The organism is Brevibacillus fluminis (genome assembly GCF_003710825.1).
Classification (GTDB): Bacteria; Bacillota; Bacilli; order Brevibacillales; family Brevibacillaceae; genus Brevibacillus_D; species Brevibacillus_D fluminis.
The window spans coordinates 119516-137727 of record NZ_RHHQ01000012.1 but is presented as its reverse complement, the minus strand read 5'-3'; the positions used below and the strand labels follow the sequence as shown (position 1 = coordinate 137727).

The window sequence follows — 18212 nt, the reverse complement described above, 5'->3', positions numbered from 1 at the left end:
TCGGTTTTCACACCCTTTTTTACAAGCTATTTTTGCTTTTTGTAGAAATCGTCCAGCACTTTTTGCAGTTCAGGGTCCGTTTTGGAAATGAAGGTGTCTACATTGGTTTTTTCCATAAACAGGTCGGTCAGATTGTCACTGAATACTTTGTACCACTCTGAAAACACCGCGTTGGCGTCGATCGTGCCAGCGAATTCGAGGCTGTCGAGGAACACTTTTTTGCTGTCTGGCTTGGTCTCTTTCGTCAGGAACATATCGGAGTTGGCCACCGATTTTTTCACCGGCACCGCTTCGCCGACCTGCGCCCATTCTTTTTGAGCCTCGTCGCTCGTCGCCCAGAACTTGATCCACTCTTCCGCCGCCTTCACTTTGGCATCATCGGCTTTTTTGTTGATGACCCACGAATTGGCGATCACCGGCGCGAATCGCTTGCCGCCAGGGCCTTTTGGCAATGGCGCGACATCATAGTTAAGCCCCGCATCGTTCATCGAAGTCGTCGCTGCGTAAATGTCGATCTGCATCGCAGCCGCTCCGCTCAGGAACACCTTGAAGTTGCTTTGGAACGCTTTGAGCTCCGATGGATTCGGGAACAGCTTGCGCTTCATCCCGTCTTCCATCCATTCCAGCGCTTTTTTGTTTTCCGGCGAGTTGATGATCGACTTGCTCATGCTCGGGTCGAGCACGCCGCCACCGTACGCTTTCAAAATGTTGAATGCGCCGCGCGAGCTGCCGAAGAAGGTGAAGCCGTACTGCTTGACCGCTTTTTTGTCAAACGCAGGGTCGTCCGCATTTTTGCCGTTCGCATCGAGCGTCAGCTTGGCGGCCGCTGCTTTTAGGTCGTCCCACGTCCAGTCTGCTGTTGGATAAGGAACGCTGGCTTTGTCGAACAAGTCTTTGTTGTAATAGAGCACGCCCACCTGAATGCCTTGGGGAACTGCCCAGTATTTGCCGGTGGAATCTTTGCCGAAATCGATCCCGTACACGTCATCCTTGTTGATCTCTTTGTTTACGAAATCGGTGATGTCGCGCAATGCCCCGCGTTCTGCATAGCCGAACACTTTCGTTCCGTCGCTCTGCCAGACGTCAGGCGCCGTACCTGTCGCAATTTGCGTCGTCAATTTTTTGTAGAAGTCATCATAGGGAGCGGTTTCGGTCTTGATCTTGATGTTGGTGTGCGCCGCCTCGAACTTGGCGATAATCTCTTCCATCTTTTTCTTGGTCGGCGGATCGGAGTCATAGCCTAAAAACAGCTCGACCTGATCACCTGAAGCCGCCGGCTTGCTGGAACAGCCGGACAAAACCAACGCAGCGGATAAACCGAGAAAACCGATTGTAGTGAAAAGACCCCTCTTTTTCATACAGAACCCCCTCATTATTTTCGAAATAATGAAAATACTTACACTAAGCTTGCGCGAATCAAATTATGCAGCCTCGGACGCAATCGCAAAATATGGTCGTGTCTACCAAAATGGACACGATTGGTCAGCAAAATCACATGCAGATGAACCTGTGGATCGAACCAGATGCTCGTCCCGGTAAATCCGGTATGGCCGTATGCTTCCGTCGACATGAAGTCCCCGCTTGAGCTAGGGCCGGACTGACTTTTAAGCAACCAGCCCAATCCGCGATACTCCGCATCAAACGCGGTAAAATTGCGCCGTGCCGTGCGAATCGCCGTTTTGGACAAGATGCGCCTTCCCCGGTACAAACCGTCATGCTTCCACATGCAGGCGTAGCGCGACAGATCTGCAACCGTTGAAAATAGTCCGGCATGTCCGCTGACACCGCCCATCGCATCGGCCTTCTCGTCATGGACGATACCGGCTTTATAGGCGCCTCGCCTTTGGCAAAACTCTGTCGCAGCATAGCGTTCTTGTGCGAAAGTCGGATTGAAGCACGTTTCCTCCATTTCCAACGGCTCGAAAATGGCTTGGCGAACATAGCGGTCAAACGGCATGTCGGTCAATGCCTCGATGACCTTTGCCAGCAACATCATTCCAAGATCGCTGTAAATGACTTTCGCTCCCGGCGTATGTAACAAATCCAACTGACAGATCGCCGCCTGCATCTGCTCTTTCGTCATGGTGTAGGGGTCAATGGTGAAGTCGGCATGAAGCCCGGAGGTATGGGTAAGCAGGTGGCCGATCCGGACTTTTTCCGCATGATGCCGTCCAAACTGCGGAATGATGGAATCGACCGGATCATCCAGCGCCATCTGCCCTCGCTCCATGAGTTGCAAAGCGGCAGGCAATGTCGCCACCACTTTCGTCAATGAGGCGAGGTCGAAAACGGTATCGAGCTGCATCGGCAGCCTTTCGGGAAAGCAGGCGCGATAGCCGACCGCATTTTCATACAACAGCTGGCCCTGATGTGCGACTTGCAGGACGGCTCCGGGAATGTGCCCCTCCGCCACTGCTTTTTGCAAAAACGAATCGATTTGTTCTTCCAATGCTCTGCTGATCGGAATGAACCCCCTTTTTGGTTTCTCCTGCGTAGTAAAGCGCTTTCGAAAACAGGCCCGGTCAACTGCTGAAATTTTATTTCAGAATAATAGCTACAATTTGAATTATACACACCTAAAATAAAATATCAAATATTTTGTTGTTTTTTGAAATATAATTTCAGCAATTCACGTGAAAAAGCGCACCACGCTTTCGCAGTGCGCCTGTCGGCATCGCCGTTCGCCTTTATACCTCGCCCCAAAAAACTTCCGTCTCATAATCAAACGATACGAGCCCGTCCTGTTGATTGGCTTCATACAGATTGCGTAACTCCGCCATCATCGGCTCAAAATTCGGATGTCCGGGAGTCGGGCTGTATGAGGACGACAGCAACCGCCCGCTGAGTCCGGCGAAATCGAACGATTGCGAGTTGGTGAAGCGCGCCTCCCCCATTTCCCCATCCTTGAAAAAGGCGCGGATCGTCTCCGATGAAATGTTTTTGTGGCCGACTTTTTCATAATCGGTCCCGAATGTGTGCAAAAGCTTGTCATAGCCTTCGCGAAACGGCGTTCCATGCGTGAGCCGTGAATTCCAGATCAAAATCGCTTTCCCGCCCGGCTTCAAAATCCGCCGAAATTCTGCTTGTGCCGCTTGCCGGTCAAACCAGTGGAACGCCTGGGCGCAGACGATGAAATCAACGGATGAATCTGCCAGCCCCGTCGCCTCGGCCGAACCCGAAACAACGCGAAAACCTGGTTCATCGACAAGCATGTCCACAGCTGCATCGCGCATGGCTTGATTCGGCTCGACGGCGATGACTCGGCTCCCCCGTTCGATCAGCAGCTTCGAAAAAATTCCGGTACCCGCCCCAATATCCGCAATCTCGCTCTCGGGACGCAGGCCGATCGCATTATACAAATAATCGATTGATTCCTGCGGATAGGTCGGACGGTACTTGACGTACGTATCCACGCGATTGGAAAACCGTTCTTTGCTGTCCATCACATACCACCTCTTATCAGAAAGATGAAAGCTCACACTGACGCAGGCTGATGTTTACAGCCATTTACAGCCATTCTAAAAACTCAAGCCGGTTGCCAAACGGATCATTCAAATAAAAACGCGAAACGCCTTCATCCGCACGGGCATCGTCATCGATCACCGGCAGACCTTTTTCCAGCAAGTAAGCCCGAAGCTGGTCGATCTTTTCCACGTGGAAGGCTGGATGCGCCTTGGTGGCGGGAACAAAGTCTTTTTGTACTCCGATGTGGACTTGATGTGTCCCGCATTGGAACCATACGCCGCCGCGCTTCCGCAAGATCTCCGGCTTCGGGATTTCGGGCCAGCCTAGCAGGTCGTTGAAAAACCGACGTGCTTCCGCTTCGCATCCCTCCGGCGCGGCGAGTTGAATGTGGTCGATTCCGGAAAATGTGAAAGACATCGCGATCATCTCCATTTATGTTTCATCTGATAAAACCGAGTTTCATTTTACGAATTTATTTTACATAAATCCCCAACAAAAATCCAGCGTTTTTTTGTTACTGGCTGATGTGGACCGGGGTAAATAAAGAAGCAGCGGCTGGCTAAGAACTAAGTCTTAGACTGCCGCTGCTTTTTTTGAACACATGTTTATATCGTCCTAGATGGGATAATAGACATCAAGGCGGGAGTTTGCATTCTCTTTATCGTACAAATGGCTTTCACTAGATTTCTAGGGCTTTGTTGGTTGTGCGGAAAGTCCAACTATATCCGTGGAACCAAATAGTAGTAATGCAACTAAAAGAATTACCAATACTGATTCCGAGAAAAGCTCTCCATTAAAATTATGATTCATCTTGAATGCCTCCATTTCACTAAGTTTATCAATTCCCCATTTTCTTTTTAAGCGCCTCAATAATCTCATCCACAGTCAAACTTCCATTATCGTTAAGAAACTTCAGCAAGTTATCTACATTCGTATTGTTCAAATCGCCCAATGTAATGTACTTTCCGGTTAAACTGACAATCATCGTGGCTTGTCTAAACAATTGAACAGCATCTACTCTTAGCTTTCCACTTAAAAGAAGAAAAGCCACAATGATTTCTAAATTATTGCCTGCCAGCCATGAATTATCACATGACTGTTTCTTGTTTGCCTTGTTTGTTGAATTTCCATTTGACCGTTTATTATTTGTTTTACTAGCTGAATGATTGGTCGCTTGTTTTTTGTTTGCCTTATTTGCTGAATCATTGGTTGACCGGTTCTTGTTTGCCTTGCTTGTTGAATTTTGCGGTTCCTTGTTATTTTCCATTTATTCTTCCTCCCACCTACCATCATTATTGCTCATACATTTTCGGTGTGAGGTGAGACTATAAGCGATCATTCGTAAGTTTCACCTTTTAGTACAAAACAAATACAGCAAGTGTGTACACACTGACTTACTCATATACCAATCGTATTCAGCAAGACGATTTTTGTGATTCCAAAATGACAAAAAGCGGCTGCCTGCGCAACCGCTTTTCCACGTTCCTTTGTCAAATATGATTGATGCCCAGCCCTAATGTTTCGTGCTCCAGCCCTTTTACCGGCGCACCGATCGTTCCGTACAGCGCGACGGCCAGCCATTCGCCTTCCGCTTCGCTCTCGTACGGATTGCCCCTCACGATGGCGAAACGCAGCCCGACTGTCCGCAGAATCGAGCCCAGCTGCATCTGGCCCCTCGTGATGCCGTGCAACGCTTCCATGATCGTATGATAGAGGGCGTGCGCTTCCCGATACACATCGTTTTGGATGAGGCCATGCTGCTTGGCGGCGGTTTCGATAGCTGCGACGACCTTTTGCGCCTCCATCGATCCGACTTTGCCGCTGCACCACTTCCACTCCAGCCCATTGATCAATGCCTGCTGTTCGCTCTCATCATCAGCCAAAACCAATAATGTCGCATGACGGCCGATCCGATGCTCTTTTCTCAATGCCATTGGCTTCATCTCACCCATTTCTCTTCACACAGATTCAGATATGGATTCATACCTTTTATGCGATACGTCTATTTTACCTTTCTGCCTGAAGGAAGCAATCTGCGAGTTCCAAGCCTCGATGCGATTATTTCGCCTCTTTTGTCTGAAGCAGCTCGACTTTCTCGGTTTTCTCGACGTGCGTCTTTTTCCGTTGTCTCACAAAATAGAAGACATAGCATCCAACCGTGAACGGCACCCCGCAGTAGATCGCCATCCGCTGATCAGGGATGAACACCAGGCTGATCAAGATGACCGCGCAAATCAGAAATGCTGCGATCGGCACGAACGGATAAAGCGGTGTATGAAACTTCAACTCCTCAAGCTTCCCACCGTCCGCGAGAAAGCGCTTTCGAAACATGAACTGCGATGCGGCGATCGCCATCCATACGACGACACCCGCCATTCCAGCGACCGACAGCAGCCAGAGGTAGACCGTATCTTCCGCAAACACGCTCGATAATAGCGACAGCCAGGCGACGGCAAGCGTGATGAGCAGCGCATTGATCGGTGTGCCGTTCTTGGTCAGTTTCCCTAAAAATGGGCTTGCCAGCTTGTTTCGCGACATTCCCCACAGCATGCGGCTCGCGGCATACAGTCCTGAATTGCCTACCGACAATACCGATGTCAGCAGCACGAAATTCATAATGTCCGTGGCATACGGAATTCCGATTTTCTCAAAAACCGCCACAAACGGGCTTTCCAAAAGACCTGCTTCCCGCCACGGGAACAATCCAACCAAAATGACCATGGAGATCACATAAAAGAACAGGATGCGCCAAACCGTGTTGTTGACCGCTTTCGGAATATCCTTCTCGGGATTTTCGCTTTCTCCGGCCGTGACCCCGACCAGCTCCGTGCCTTGAAACGCAAAGTTTACAGCAATCATTGTCAAAAGAACAGCCGTCACCCCGTTCGGGAAAAGCCCGCCGTCGTCCGTGAAGTGGGAAAACATCGGCGCTGGCTCGTTGCCAAAGTGGATGAGACCGAACATCGAGGCGCCTCCAATGATGATGAACAAAAGAATGGTGACAACCTTGATGCTCGCAAACCAAAATTCCGCCTCCGCATAAAAGCGTACTGAAATAACATTGAGCAGTAACAGGAGCAAACCGAACAGCACGCACCAAATCCAGATCGGTGTCTCGGGGAACCAGCGTTTCATCAGCGACCCGGCTGCGGTGAATTCAATGCCAACCGTCATCGCCCAGTTGAGCCAATACAGCCAGCCGACAGTAAATCCGGTGGCTGGTCCGATGTATTTGCTGGCGTATGCCTGAAAAGAGCCGGCGACCGGCATTGCTACAGACAGTTCGCCCAGACAAAGCATGACCAGATACATCAGCAGCCCGCCGAGAATGTACGCGAGAATCGCTCCGCCCGGACCCGCTTGATTGATGGTATAGCCTGAACCGAGGAACAACCCTGTTCCGATGACCCCGCCGATCGAAATCATGAACAGGTGTCTGCTTTTCATGGTGCGTTTCAGCTCATTCTGGTTGCCGTCCGTTTTGATCATATACGCTCTCTCCCCCTCTTGTCTGACTCGCGATGGTCCCATGCGAACACGCGCCCATCGCGAGCCACCTTATGCTTTTCCTTGCAATCGATTTGCTATACGGGCTGAGCCGGGGCTCGGACCTACACGGGCTGAGCCAAGGTACAGGCCTACACGGGCTGTACAACTCCCTGTGCCGCATGCTTTTCCTTGATCCAGCTGGCCACGTTTTCGATATCTTTGGAGTAGCTGCGGTCTTTTTCGATCACTGGTACGATCGCGCGGATCTGGCTGTACAGCTCTTTTGTCGTCGGCGCCAGCTTTTCCGCTCCGCGAATGTATGCGGCCTGCGCAGCGCAGATCGCCTCGATGGAGAGTACACGGCGGCTGTTTTGGATGATCTGATAGGCATGGCGCGCTGCGGTCGTCCCCATGCTCACATGGTCCTCCTGGTTCGCGGAGGATGGAATCGAATCCACGCTGGACGGATGCGCCAGCGTCTTGTTTTCGGAAACGAGCGACGCTGCCACGTACTGGGTGATCATCAGACCAGACTGCAAACCTGGGTCGGGACTTAAAAATGCTGGCAGGTCATTCAGCTGCGGATTGACCAGTCGCTCGATCCGGCGTTCGGAAATGTTGGCGAGCTCTGACATCGCGATTCCGAGGAAGTCCATCGCAAACGCGATCGGCTGGCCATGAAAATTACCGCCGGAAATGACTTTGCCGCTGTCCGAGAAGATCAGTGGGTTATCAGTAGCCGCATTCATCTCGATCAAAAGCTTCTCCTCGACATAGCGCAAGACTTGATAAATGGCTCCGTGGACCTGCGGGATGCAGCGCAATGAATATGCGTCCTGCACACGGATCTCGCCCTGCCGTGTCGTCAAATTACTGCCATCCACGTAAGACAAGATTCGTGCAGCTACATCCTGCTGTTCAGGGTACGGGCGCACCTGATGGGATTCCGGCGCGAATGCGTCAACGATCCCGCAAAGCGATTCCAGTGTCATGGCTGCAACCTTGTCCGCTGTCAGCGCCAGTTCCTGCGCCTCCAGGTATGCGAGCACGCCCACGGCTGTCATCGCCTGCGTCCCATTGATCAACGCGAGCCCTTCCTTCGCCTGCAGACGAATCGGTGAAAGCCCTGCCTGTTTAAGTGCTTCCGCTCCCGACATTTTGCTTCCTTGATAAATTGCCTCGCCTTCGCCCACCAAAAGCAGCGCCAAATGTGAAAGCGGTGCCAAATCGCCGCTCGCTCCAAGCGAACCTTGGCTCGGGATAACCGGATGAATCCCGTGATTCAGGCAATCGAGCAGAAGCTGCAGCGTCTCCCGGCGAATCCCGGAGTACCCTTTTGCCAGCGCATTTGCACGCAAAAGCAGCATCGCTCTGCTCACTTTTTCCGAAAACGGCTCCCCGACCGCAACTGCGTGGCTGCGGATCAGATTGATCTGCAGCTCCTCCGTGTCGCTGCTCGAGATCACCATATCGCTGAACTTGCCGAACCCGGTGGTGATACCATAGATCACATTGCCGCGCTGTACGTTTTCTTCAACCACTTTTCTGCTTTTCTTCACGTTCTCCCATGCCTGCTCGGAAATTTGCACTTTCTCGTTCCGGTACAAAACGTTTGCCACCTGTTCCAGTGTCAGACTGTTGCCATCCAATAAAATTGCCATGTCGTCATTCTCCTCTCGTTTGTCAAAAAGCGCAAAAAGAGGCTACACCGAAGAAACGAAACAATCGTTTCCTGGTATAGCCCCCTATCAACTAATCGCTATGGGCTTTTACTATGCTTTTGGGTCCTTGCCTAAATCTATTGCTTGTGGTAAAGCCGTGAAACACGTGTGGTTTGAATCGTAAATCGGAAATCGCTAATGGCTACTATCTACTAGCGCTATCTTATTTGATTCCGAATTGTTTGTCAACGAATTGGTTTTTGGAAAAAGGTGGACGTGCCCCCAGTCTCCCTATAAAGGGGCACTTGTTTATGAGTAAATCACGATCCCAGCCACACCTGATAGCAAAATGACAAACACCGGATGAATTTTCGTGAACATGAGCACCGCCAAGGCTCCCAGCATAATAAGTACACCAGCGCCATCGAACCCGCCAGCGCCTCCGATGATATCATTTTGGACGGCGAAGCGGATCGCGGCATAACAGATCAGTCCGGTGATCATCGGCCTCAGTCCATAAAAAGCCGATTGAAGGAGCGGGTGCTGCGAAATCCGTGCCAAGTAGAGCGAAAGCAGGATGATGATCAAAAACGACGGAAGCGAAATGCCGACTCCTGCAATGATTGCGCCGAGTATGCCTGCCGTCTTGTAGCCGACGAACACCGCCGCATTGGTCGCGAGCGGTCCGGGTGACATCCCGGCCAGTGCGATCACGTCAGTGAATTGTGGCGTGGTTAGCCAGCCGTGCCGCTGCACCTCATATTCGATGACGGGAATCATCGCATAGCCGCCGCCAAACGATACGAACCCAATTTTCAAAAAAGCGAGTAATAAGTCCCATAGCATGATTGTTATCTCCCCTGCGTGTATTCCCTCTTGGCCTCTTCATCCGAAGCAGCGCCGTTCTGCTTCTTTTTTTTGCTGCGTCCAAGCAAAATGCCAATCACCGCCCCTGCCAGAAGCACAAAGACAGGGTGTATCGGTACAAAGAGGAGAATGATCAGGGCAGCCGCTCCGAGGGCGACTGTGATTTTATCGACGATCGCCGCCTTACCCGTCTTTACCGCCGCATAAAAAATCAACGCCACGATGGCGGGCCGTATGCCCAAAAACGCGGACTGGATGATCGGCAGATGCTGATAGCCCAAAAACAGCGCGGCCAACAACACGATGATCACCGAAGTCGGAATGACCATGCCGAGCGTAGCTGCGACGGCTCCCGGCACTTTTGCCAGCCGGTACCCAATAAACGTGGCGGCGTTTACCGCGATCGAACCCGGTACCGTTTGCGAAAAGGCAAGTATATCAACGATTTCTTCTTTTTTGATCCACTTCTTTTTCTCCGTAAACGCTTGCTCGAGGAGCGGGATCATCGCATACCCGCCGCCAAACGTCACCGGACTGATTTTGAGAAAGGCAATGAAAATGTGCCATAATGTCTTCCATTCCATTCTGCTGTTCATCGCCGTCCTCCTTATTCAAGGTAATGATTCATCACCATGCATCCAGCTCCGACGGCGACTGCATGTTCTCCGAGCGTCCCCCGGCTGAATCTGACCTGGTAGCCAGGCACGATGGAAGCCCGCTGCAAAGCGGTTTGCGTGGCTACCTCATAAAACAGGTCCATTTCCGTCACAAGCGCTCCACCGAGAATGATCACTTCCGGATGAATCAGATACATCATATTGGAGAGGCCGATGCCATAATGATAAGCCGCATCCTTCACGACCTCGCAGCAGAGCGAATCCCGGTTCGCCACAGCCCATGCGATATCGGCAAGCTCAATCTCCTCATCATCTGCTACCCGGGCAGCGATGAGCGATGGTTTTCCACGTTTCAGATGGCGAATCACTTCATCGCGAATGGCCGGCAAGGTGCTGTACGCCTCTAGGCAGCCGAACTGACCGCACGAGCATTTGCGCCCGTGGATGTCGACCACCATATGGCCGTATGTCCCTTCCATATCGACCGGACCGCGTACCACCTGCCCATTGGCAAGCACACCGCAGCGAATACCGATCCCGGTTAAATTATAAACAACGCTGTCTACCTCTTTCCATAGGCCGCTCCAATACTCTCCCAAAACAGCGGTATTCGCCCCGTTGTCTAGCAGAACGGGCATGGAGAAGCGCTCGTGCAGCCTAGCTGCGATCGGGACATCGCGCCAATTCGGGCCGGGAAATTGCAGCGGCCCCGTCATCACGCCCTGCTCGCGGTCAAGCGGACCGACAGCCCCCACCCCGATGCCCAAAACCCGGCTTACGTCCAGCTGGTGTTGGGCCAGCAATCGCTCGATCTGTTCCTCGATGAACGCAATAGCAACATCAGGCGTGCTGTCTTGATCCAAGGGAAGCTTGGCTTCCCCGACGACTGCGAGCGACAAGTCCATCAAGAGCAGCTTGATATGCAGGCGCGAGACATCCACGCCGATGACGTAAGAGACATCCGGCCGAATCGCATACATGAGCGGCTTGCGTCCCCCGCTCGATTCCCCCAGCCCGCTCTCCATGATCAGCCCTTGCGCAAGCAGCTCTTCGATCAGCCGTGCACATGTAGACGGCTTCATCCCCGCAAGCTCAATCAATGCGCTTTTGGAGACAGGGCCATGCTTATGGATCAGGCGATACAAATATTTCACGCTCTTGGTCTTTTGCGACATCGCCTCGTGAAAATGCGTAATCATGGCATCCCCTTTTTGAACCGTTATGTATAGCGCGGTGCGAATCTTTTACGTTTTTTCTTATTCTCTTCATTATACAACTTTTACCCATTTTGAGAAGATGTTTCGTCAGACAGCTTTTTCGACACTTCATTCCCTAGTGGGATGCTTGCCTTTACAGGTGTTTTCGCATGAACTTTTGTTCATTTTAGTTTTTTTAATCAGCAGATGAACACGTCTTCCTCCATGTTCGTAGCCTACATTACATTCGTTTCTTGACAAAGTGCTTTCGCTCGTACGATAATTCAAACATACATAATTCATATCTGTTTAATAGGAATTAAGGGTGTGATAATAGATGCGCAGATGGAGAATTCCTTATACCGTTTCACTTGTTGTTGCCCTATTGATTCTGTTCGGCTGCTCCTTTGCCGTTTCTTCCACAAAAACGCAAACCGTTCCACTCATTCAGGCAGGGATTCAAGCCGATTCCCCTTTTCATACAGCAGCAAATTCCCCAAAAGACGAGCAGACGGCTACGCGAACGAGTGATGAGCTGATCGCTTCGCTTGCTGCCGGACAGCTCCAATTCGCTTACGTCTCGCTCGATAGCGCCGTCACCCACTACCTAAAAGGCGAGCCAATCGTCATCGTCGCCGGTAGTGTGGATGCCCAAGATCGCGCATGGGTGCTGGTGACGCAGCCCGACATGGTGCGAAGTGAACCGGCCGCGATTCAAGAAGCGGTTCGTGACTTTCAAGCCCACAGTAAACAGCTCGCACACAAGCCGCTCACCTTATCAGAAGAAGCGATTACCCAAGAGCTGCAAACGGAAGCCAACCTTCCCAAACCGAAAAAAATGAACATCTCCTGGTTGATCGACCGTTCCTTCGTGGCCGAACAAACAACAAACTGACGCCCTCTACTTGCGGCGTCAGTTTTCTTTTTGGTTCCTATGTCATTGTTGCACCCGGGCGCCGGGCGTTACTTCCTGCCATTCCATGAGGGCAAGCCTCCGCCTACCTTGTTGGAATTAACCCGCGCATTCGTGATGGACTGATTGATATGCTGACTAACCTCCCGCTTGATGATGCAGTTCCTTCTCCATGGGTGCTCTGGTTTCGGTTTCACCGCTGGCATCACGTATCCCGCCTTTTTCGAAGTTTTTCCAAAAAACAGTGGAATTGTGCTGTAGGGTAGCGTAATTCTCACAGTCACACCTTTATCATACGATACTTTTTATTAAACTAGTGTATAAATCTCGTTAGGAATCTTCTGGTCTCCCGATATGCCCACTGCAAAATCGCTCCATTCTGCATATGGTGTTGGTACAGATCACGCAAAAGGAGCGGTCCCATGGGCAAAAACAAACGTCGGAAACTCTTCCCCTGCTTTTATGGCAACTGGTGCGGTCCTGGATGTAGCGGGCCCGATGACCCCATCGACGATGTCGATAACTGTTGCAAAAAGCATGACAAATGCTACGAAAAAAAAGGCTACTTCTCCAAAAGCTGCGACAAAAAGCTGTTGGAATGCTTGCAATCTAAGGTCAATTCGCGCACGCCAAAAGGCAGAGCGGCCGGAATCATCTATTCGTACTACTCGCTTCATCGGCGCGATGATTTTTATCAAAAGGACTCAAGCTCATAAGCTCTTGCAGCCCCTGGACAATATCGTCGGGTAAAGGCTCAGCCAGCAGCTTGCGCATCACGTCATGCCGTACCCCATGCACTCGTAAATAGTCGAGCAGAAGCCCCGCTTTCTCTGTTCGCTTCATCAAGGCGTATGCCACATACCAGACTTCCGGACTGCTTACCCGAACCCCTTGCCAGCTCATGTCGGCTGTGAGCGGCAATGTACACAACCTTGCTTCCGAATAGATGGCAAAGCGGCTGATCAGCTCCACTTGCGGTGCCTCGTGATGGATGAGCAGCTTGTACTGACTGGCATACGGATAATCGCCGCTTGTGATCTCCTCGACCGGCAGCGAGCCCAGCGCCGCCATCACCGCTTCTTTCGGTGCGTCCGTCATCAGGTCCCAATCTCGCACCGTCTGTGTGAGCCCCAAACAATACAAAAGACCGCTCCCTCCTAACGTGTACACAATTCCGCTGTTTTCCAGCCTTTCCGCCACCATGAGCAATTGCCGTAGATCCGGTTTCATGTCTTCAGCTCCCGTTCGTTCGATTGTCTCCTGATGATATCCATGTTGCCTTAGCTTGACAAGCATCCGAGCCTGCCGCCAATGTTCCGGCGGAAAGAAGCTGTCCCCATCTAAGAGAACCCTTGCCCACACTCGCGCATAAGCTGTAGTTCCTGCTTTCAAAACCGGAACGAGGTGATGACCATGCCCGCCTACTCCATCAGAATTTCCCTTTCCCGCCTGAGGCTCGAATTGTTTGACGGCGACAAGCTTGTCCGCACGTATCCCGTTGCACTCGGTAAAATCGCCACATCGACACCGCGGGGAGATTTTACGATCGTGAGCAAAGTACCTTATCCTTTTTCCCATCCGGGTGGCACTCTTTCGCCTTTTGGCACGTTGTGGATGGGACTGAGCAAGCCGCACTACGGAATCCATGGCACGAACAATCCAGCTTCCATCGGACACTATGTCTCGCACGGCTGCATTCGCATGCACAATCAGGATGTGAATGAGCTGGGCCGGTTGGTTCCGCTTGGTACACCTGTACGGATCCGGCCGAATTGAGAAACTGCTCCCGCTGTTTGACCGCAAAAAAGGGCTCCCCTTGCCGATGTTTCCATCAGCGGTCGAGCCCCTTTTACAACAGCCTGTCCATTTTGGCACGGTTATCGGCAGCTACTCACGGATTCGTTTGCCAAAGATGACGTGCCAATGCAGATGCTTGGAGTCTTGGTAGTCCCCAAGATTGGTCATGATCCGGCAGGCGCCTTTCTCTTCAACGACCTGTGCTGCCACTTGCTTCACCACGTCCAGCATTTCGAGCAACAGCTCCGAATGGCTTTCTTCTAATGTCAGCAGCGAGTGAATGTGCCGCTTCGGGATGACGACGACATGCTCCTCATAAAACGGACGGGTGTGATAATAAGCGAGCACCCGATCGGTTTCCATTACTTTTTGCACAGGCGTTTTTCCGCTCAACACTTCATCACAATAAAAGTCCTCTGACATGTGATGATTACCTCCTCTCGCGTACTGACTACGCTTTGGCCCGCCGCTGTATGTAATCCAACAAGCCCATCGCACACACATCCATATCTACCGGCAATATGCTGTAAACGGCATGATCGCGCGCCACACCTTGCGCGTCGAGCGCCTCGGTGATCTGCTCCGTCATTCGCGCGCTCAATACGGTGTAGTCCCCGCCTTCTTCTGCGACCGTTTGCGCCGCATCGATGAAACGCGGCAGCCATGCATACAACTGGCGGTACACCTCCTCCGGCTCTTCACTCATCCCGAAATGGCCAAAATAGATTCGTTCCACCTGCAGCGCTTTGACACGTTCGATCGCGACCGCCATCGCCTCGGGATTGAACTGATTCGGCGACGTGGATGGCAAATAGAACGATTGGCCAAGGTCTCGCAGCTGATGATAGTACACCCCAAGCGTATCTCCGGTAAAGATGCCCTTGCTAAACGGATCGTAAATCGAAAAATGATGGTTGGCATGTCCAGGCGTATCGAGGAATGTCAGTGTGCGCTCAGGGCCGATCGCAAGCGTCTCCTCGTCCGCTTTGACGATGACGCGGTCTTGCGGCACCGGCACAATCGGATCGAAAAATCGGTTAAACGTGTTACCGTACACCATTTTGGCGCTAGCGATCAATCGTTCCGGATCGATGAGATGCCGCGCACCCTTCGGATGAACGACCACTTGCGCGTGCGGACAGTGCTGCAGCAAAAGGCCTGCGCCCCCCGAATGGTCCAGATGAATGTGCGTCACGATGATGTAGCGCACATCCTCGGGCCGATGTCCCAGCTGTTCGAGTCCAGCCAAAATATATGGGACGGACGGGCTGGCGCTAGTCTCCACAATCGTCAGCTGCTCCGCCTCGATGACGTACGACCCGGTCCTGCCCGGCTCCCCCATGTCAAACCCGTCGATCAAATGAATCCCATTTCCCAGCTCAATCGGTTCTCTTTTTCCCACCAGCTCCACCCGCCTGTTTACATATTTTTTCAATAGTCTCATTATACCGTAAAAGGTAACAGGATGGGCTGTGTGGGTTTGTCCTGCATCACAACGGTGGTGAAAAACCCTCCCTTTTACGGGCGCAATTATTTCACCTGCCACATACCCGCGGTTTATTTTGGCGTGGTATACTCATGAAAGATAGGAGTTAGAGATAGATAAAAAAAACATCTCGGAGAAGGAGACCTTGCATGGCTTACAAAATTGTCTTTTTTGATATCGACGGCACGTTGGTAAATGACGACAAGCACATTCCGCAGGATACCATCGAAGCGATCCGCAAGCTGAAAGAACAGCAGGTGGAAGTTGTCATCGCAACAGGCAGAGCCCCGTATTACTTCACGCATATCGCCAAGGAATGCGGGATTGATTCGTTCGTCTGCTTTAATGGCTCCTATGTGGTCTACAAAGGCAAGCCGATTTACGCTCGCCATATTCCGCAGGCTGATATGGAAGCATTCCAGCAGCTCGCCGCAGAGCTTGGGCATCCGCTCGTCTTGCAAGGAAGCCATGAAAGCTATTCCACCCACGCAGAGCATCCTTATGTCGTTGAAACCTTTGATCACTTAAAGGTGCCAATGCCGCCAAGCCGTCCCGATTTCTGGAAGGAAGCCGACATCTTTCAAGCGCTGCTCTACTGTCCTACTGCTGAAGAAGACCGCTATCATCAATCACTCCCTTCCCTTTCGTTCATTCGCTGGCACCACGTTTCCATCGATGTGTTTCCGAAAGGTGGCTCCAAAGCCCAAGGGATCGAGGCGCTGCTGCGCTACCTCGGCCTGTCGCCGGCAGAAGCCGTTGCGTTCGGAGACGGTCTCAACGACAAGGAAATGCTCAGCTTCGTCGGCATGGGGATCGCGATGGGCAACGCGCATGACGATTTGAAGCCGTTCTCCAACTACATCACCAAGCATGTGGATAAGGGCGGAATTGCGCACGGGCTGCAGTATGCCGGATTGATTAAATAACATAAGTAAAATGTAGAACAGCACCGCAGCGAGTGATGGGCGCGGTGCTGTTTTTTGTCTGCCAAAAAGCGGCTAGGATTTCAAGTCAATACTCGTTACAGTGCAACTCAACGAAGATGTTGTGAAAAAGCTGACTCCCATGATCGGAGTCAGCTTTGCCATACCTTTTCAATCGGAAGTCGCTTTTTCTTCCTTACCGATCACCGATCTACCAAATTCTTGAACGCCTTGTCATATAAGCGAATTCAGCCTCTATCACAACGCCTCAATATCCGCAACCAACCGCTCCACATTCTCCCGCTTGGTTGCCCAGCTCGTGCAAAATCTCACCACGCTGTGCGTATCATCGAATTTCTCCCAAAACGAAAAGGAGTACGTTTCTTTCAGTTTCGCCAGCACATCATCCGGCAAAATCGGAAACTGCTGATTGGTGGTGGAAGCGTAGCGGAATGGATAGCCTTTCTTGGCGAATGCATCCCGGATCATGATCGCCAAATCGACCGCATGCCTGGCAATGTCCACATACAAGCCGTCTTCAAACAGCGTTTCAAACTGAATGCCCAGCAGTCTGCCTTTTGCGAGCATACCGCCGCGCTGCTTGATCATATACCGGAAATCTTTTTTCAAGGCATCGTTTACGATAACGACCGCTTCTCCCAGCAAAGCGCCGACTTTGGTCCCGCCGATATAAAAGACGTCGCACAGCTTGGCAATATCCGCCAACGACAGGTCGCTATCCGGAGCAGCCAGACCATACCCCATACGAGCGCCATCCATGAACAGAGGCAGACCGCACTCCCGGCACACTTTGCTCAATGCTTCCAACTCAGCTTTTGTATATGTGGTTCCATTTTCCGTCGGGTGGGAAATGTACACAAGGCCCGGCTGCACCATATGCTCATGTGTCACATCGTTCCAATGAGCATCGTATACTTCCTTGACCTGCTCCGCCGTGATTTTGCCGTCTGCGCTCGGCACGGTCAGCACCTTGTGGCCAGTCGCTTCGATCGCTCCCGTTTCGTGCACGGCAATATGGCCCGTAGTAGCGGTCACGGCCCCTTGATGCGGGCGCAAAATGGAGGCGATGACCGTCGTATTCGTTTGCGTTCCGCCGACTAAAAAGTGGACTTCCGCATTTGGCGTATCGCATTCTTTCTTGATAAATTCTCGCGCTCTTTCACAGTGCGGGTCGACCCCGTAGCCGGATGTCTGCTCCTCATTCGTTTCCACCAAACGCTTCAAAATGCGCTCGTGTGCGCCTTCGGTATAATCGCTTTCGAACCGTATCATTCCATATCCTCTCCCGCTCTGCTCAACTTTTGGTGAATCATTAACATGGACGCATGTATTTCTTGAATTTCATTTGGGGACAATCCCCGCAGTAAGCGGACGATCTGCTCATCCGATTTCACGTCCAGCTGCTCGAAGAGTGCAGCTCCTTTTGGCGTCAACCGGATCCGGCTCGTTCGACTGTCGGAGGGCGATTGTTCCTTGCTGATCAGCCCATCTTTGCCGAGCTTGGCGATGATCCTGCTCATGTAGCTGCGGTCAATGTCTAACAGCTGGACCAGCTCGTTCGCGATGCATGTCTCCATCATCCCAATCTCAATGATGACCCGCGCTTCGGTCAAGGAATAGCCGGTATCGAGAACATGCTTATCCAATACACCGAGCAAATTCGTATAAAATCGGTTGAATCGCCGGATATCGGCGATGATCCGATCCATTTCACTCACAGGATCGCCCTCCTATTTAGTGGACTTCGTCAACAATCACGATAGCTGATTAAGTGGAC

Annotated in this window: 18 protein-coding genes and 1 pseudogene; 3 read left to right on the top strand and 16 right to left on the bottom strand. The window is 51.7% G+C overall.

Annotation, left to right across the window (positions count from 1 at the left end):
* Positions 1 to 26: 26 nt before the first annotated feature.
* The 11 genes from EDM56_RS14875 to EDM56_RS14825 form a co-directional block, all read right to left on the bottom strand.
* Complete coding sequence (locus EDM56_RS14875) at positions 27 to 1358, bottom strand: ABC transporter substrate-binding protein (RefSeq protein ID WP_122918685.1); 1332 nt, start codon at positions 1356 to 1358, stop codon at positions 27 to 29.
* A gap of 38 nt (positions 1359 to 1396) precedes the next feature.
* On the bottom strand, positions 1397 to 2449 hold the full coding sequence (locus EDM56_RS14870; protein ID WP_122918684.1) for a serine hydrolase domain-containing protein: 1053 nt from the start codon (positions 2447 to 2449) through the stop codon (positions 1397 to 1399).
* A 238-nt stretch (positions 2450 to 2687) separates the two neighbouring features.
* The gene (locus EDM56_RS14865; RefSeq protein WP_122918683.1) at positions 2688 to 3443 is read right to left on the bottom strand and encodes a class I SAM-dependent methyltransferase; all 756 of its coding nucleotides are present in this window, start codon (positions 3441 to 3443) and stop codon (positions 2688 to 2690) included.
* 64 nt (positions 3444 to 3507) lie between these two features.
* The gene (locus EDM56_RS14860) at positions 3508 to 3882 is read right to left on the bottom strand and encodes a VOC family protein (protein ID WP_122918682.1); all 375 of its coding nucleotides are present in this window, start codon (positions 3880 to 3882) and stop codon (positions 3508 to 3510) included.
* A gap of 421 nt (positions 3883 to 4303) precedes the next feature.
* The gene (locus EDM56_RS14855; protein WP_122918681.1) at positions 4304 to 4732 is read right to left on the bottom strand and encodes a hypothetical protein; all 429 of its coding nucleotides are present in this window, start codon (positions 4730 to 4732) and stop codon (positions 4304 to 4306) included.
* A gap of 223 nt (positions 4733 to 4955) precedes the next feature.
* The gene (hutP, locus tag EDM56_RS14850) at positions 4956 to 5399 is read right to left on the bottom strand and encodes a histidine utilization transcription antiterminator HutP (protein ID WP_122919180.1); all 444 of its coding nucleotides are present in this window, start codon (positions 5397 to 5399) and stop codon (positions 4956 to 4958) included.
* Between the two features lie 124 nt (positions 5400 to 5523).
* Positions 5524 to 6954 (bottom strand): amino acid permease, encoded by a 1431-nt coding sequence (locus tag EDM56_RS14845; RefSeq protein WP_122918680.1) that lies wholly within the window; start codon positions 6952 to 6954, stop codon positions 5524 to 5526.
* A gap of 149 nt (positions 6955 to 7103) precedes the next feature.
* Positions 7104 to 8615 (bottom strand): histidine ammonia-lyase, encoded by a 1512-nt coding sequence (gene hutH, locus EDM56_RS14840; RefSeq protein WP_122918679.1) that lies wholly within the window; start codon positions 8613 to 8615, stop codon positions 7104 to 7106.
* 309 nt (positions 8616 to 8924) lie between these two features.
* On the bottom strand, positions 8925 to 9461 hold the full coding sequence (locus tag EDM56_RS14835) for a chromate transporter (protein ID WP_122918678.1): 537 nt from the start codon (positions 9459 to 9461) through the stop codon (positions 8925 to 8927).
* Between the two features lie 5 nt (positions 9462 to 9466).
* Positions 9467 to 10078: a chromate transporter gene (locus EDM56_RS14830; RefSeq protein WP_122918677.1), complete on the bottom strand. Its 612-nt coding sequence runs from the start codon at positions 10076 to 10078 to the stop codon at positions 9467 to 9469.
* 11 nt (positions 10079 to 10089) lie between these two features.
* Entirely contained in the window at positions 10090 to 11298 is a 1209-nt protein-coding gene (locus tag EDM56_RS14825) for an ROK family transcriptional regulator (protein ID WP_122918676.1), read from the bottom strand.
* A gap of 334 nt (positions 11299 to 11632) precedes the next feature.
* Between EDM56_RS14825 and EDM56_RS14820 the strand changes: the two genes are divergently transcribed.
* Complete coding sequence (locus tag EDM56_RS14820) at positions 11633 to 12190, top strand: substrate-binding domain-containing protein (RefSeq protein WP_148040391.1); 558 nt, start codon at positions 11633 to 11635, stop codon at positions 12188 to 12190.
* Between the two features lie 669 nt (positions 12191 to 12859).
* Here the strand turns inward: EDM56_RS14820 and EDM56_RS14810 are convergent.
* Complete coding sequence (locus tag EDM56_RS14810; protein WP_122918673.1) at positions 12860 to 13438, bottom strand: hypothetical protein; 579 nt, start codon at positions 13436 to 13438, stop codon at positions 12860 to 12862.
* A 183-nt stretch (positions 13439 to 13621) separates the two neighbouring features.
* Here EDM56_RS14810 and EDM56_RS14805 point away from each other — a divergent pair, with 183 nt between their 5' ends.
* Entirely contained in the window at positions 13622 to 13984 is a 363-nt protein-coding gene (locus EDM56_RS14805; protein ID WP_122918672.1) for a L,D-transpeptidase, read from the top strand.
* Positions 13985 to 14095: 111 nt separating this feature from the next.
* Here the strand turns inward: EDM56_RS14805 and EDM56_RS14800 are convergent, their stop codons facing one another.
* Both EDM56_RS14800 and EDM56_RS14795 read right to left on the bottom strand, forming a co-directional pair.
* Entirely contained in the window at positions 14096 to 14428 is a 333-nt protein-coding gene (locus EDM56_RS14800) for an HIT domain-containing protein (RefSeq protein WP_122918671.1), read from the bottom strand.
* 28 nt (positions 14429 to 14456) lie between these two features.
* Positions 14457 to 15407 carry an MBL fold metallo-hydrolase gene (locus EDM56_RS14795; RefSeq protein WP_122918670.1) on the bottom strand — a complete coding sequence of 317 codons (951 nt, stop codon included), beginning with the start codon at positions 15405 to 15407 and terminating at the stop codon, positions 14457 to 14459.
* A 233-nt stretch (positions 15408 to 15640) separates the two neighbouring features.
* Between EDM56_RS14795 and EDM56_RS14790 the strand changes: the two genes are divergently transcribed.
* The gene (locus EDM56_RS14790; RefSeq protein WP_122918669.1) at positions 15641 to 16417 is read left to right on the top strand and encodes a Cof-type HAD-IIB family hydrolase; all 777 of its coding nucleotides are present in this window, start codon (positions 15641 to 15643) and stop codon (positions 16415 to 16417) included.
* Between the two features lie 255 nt (positions 16418 to 16672).
* Here EDM56_RS14790 and EDM56_RS14785 read toward each other — a convergent pair whose 3' ends face one another.
* On the bottom strand, positions 16673 to 17707 hold the full coding sequence (locus EDM56_RS14785) for a threonine aldolase family protein (protein ID WP_122918668.1): 1035 nt from the start codon (positions 17705 to 17707) through the stop codon (positions 16673 to 16675).
* Positions 17697 to 18144, bottom strand: a pseudogene (locus EDM56_RS14780) (MarR family winged helix-turn-helix transcriptional regulator); the annotation flags it as partial. The gene EDM56_RS14785 and the pseudogene EDM56_RS14780, both read right to left, overlap by 11 nt.
* Positions 18145 to 18212: the final 68 nt, after the last annotated feature.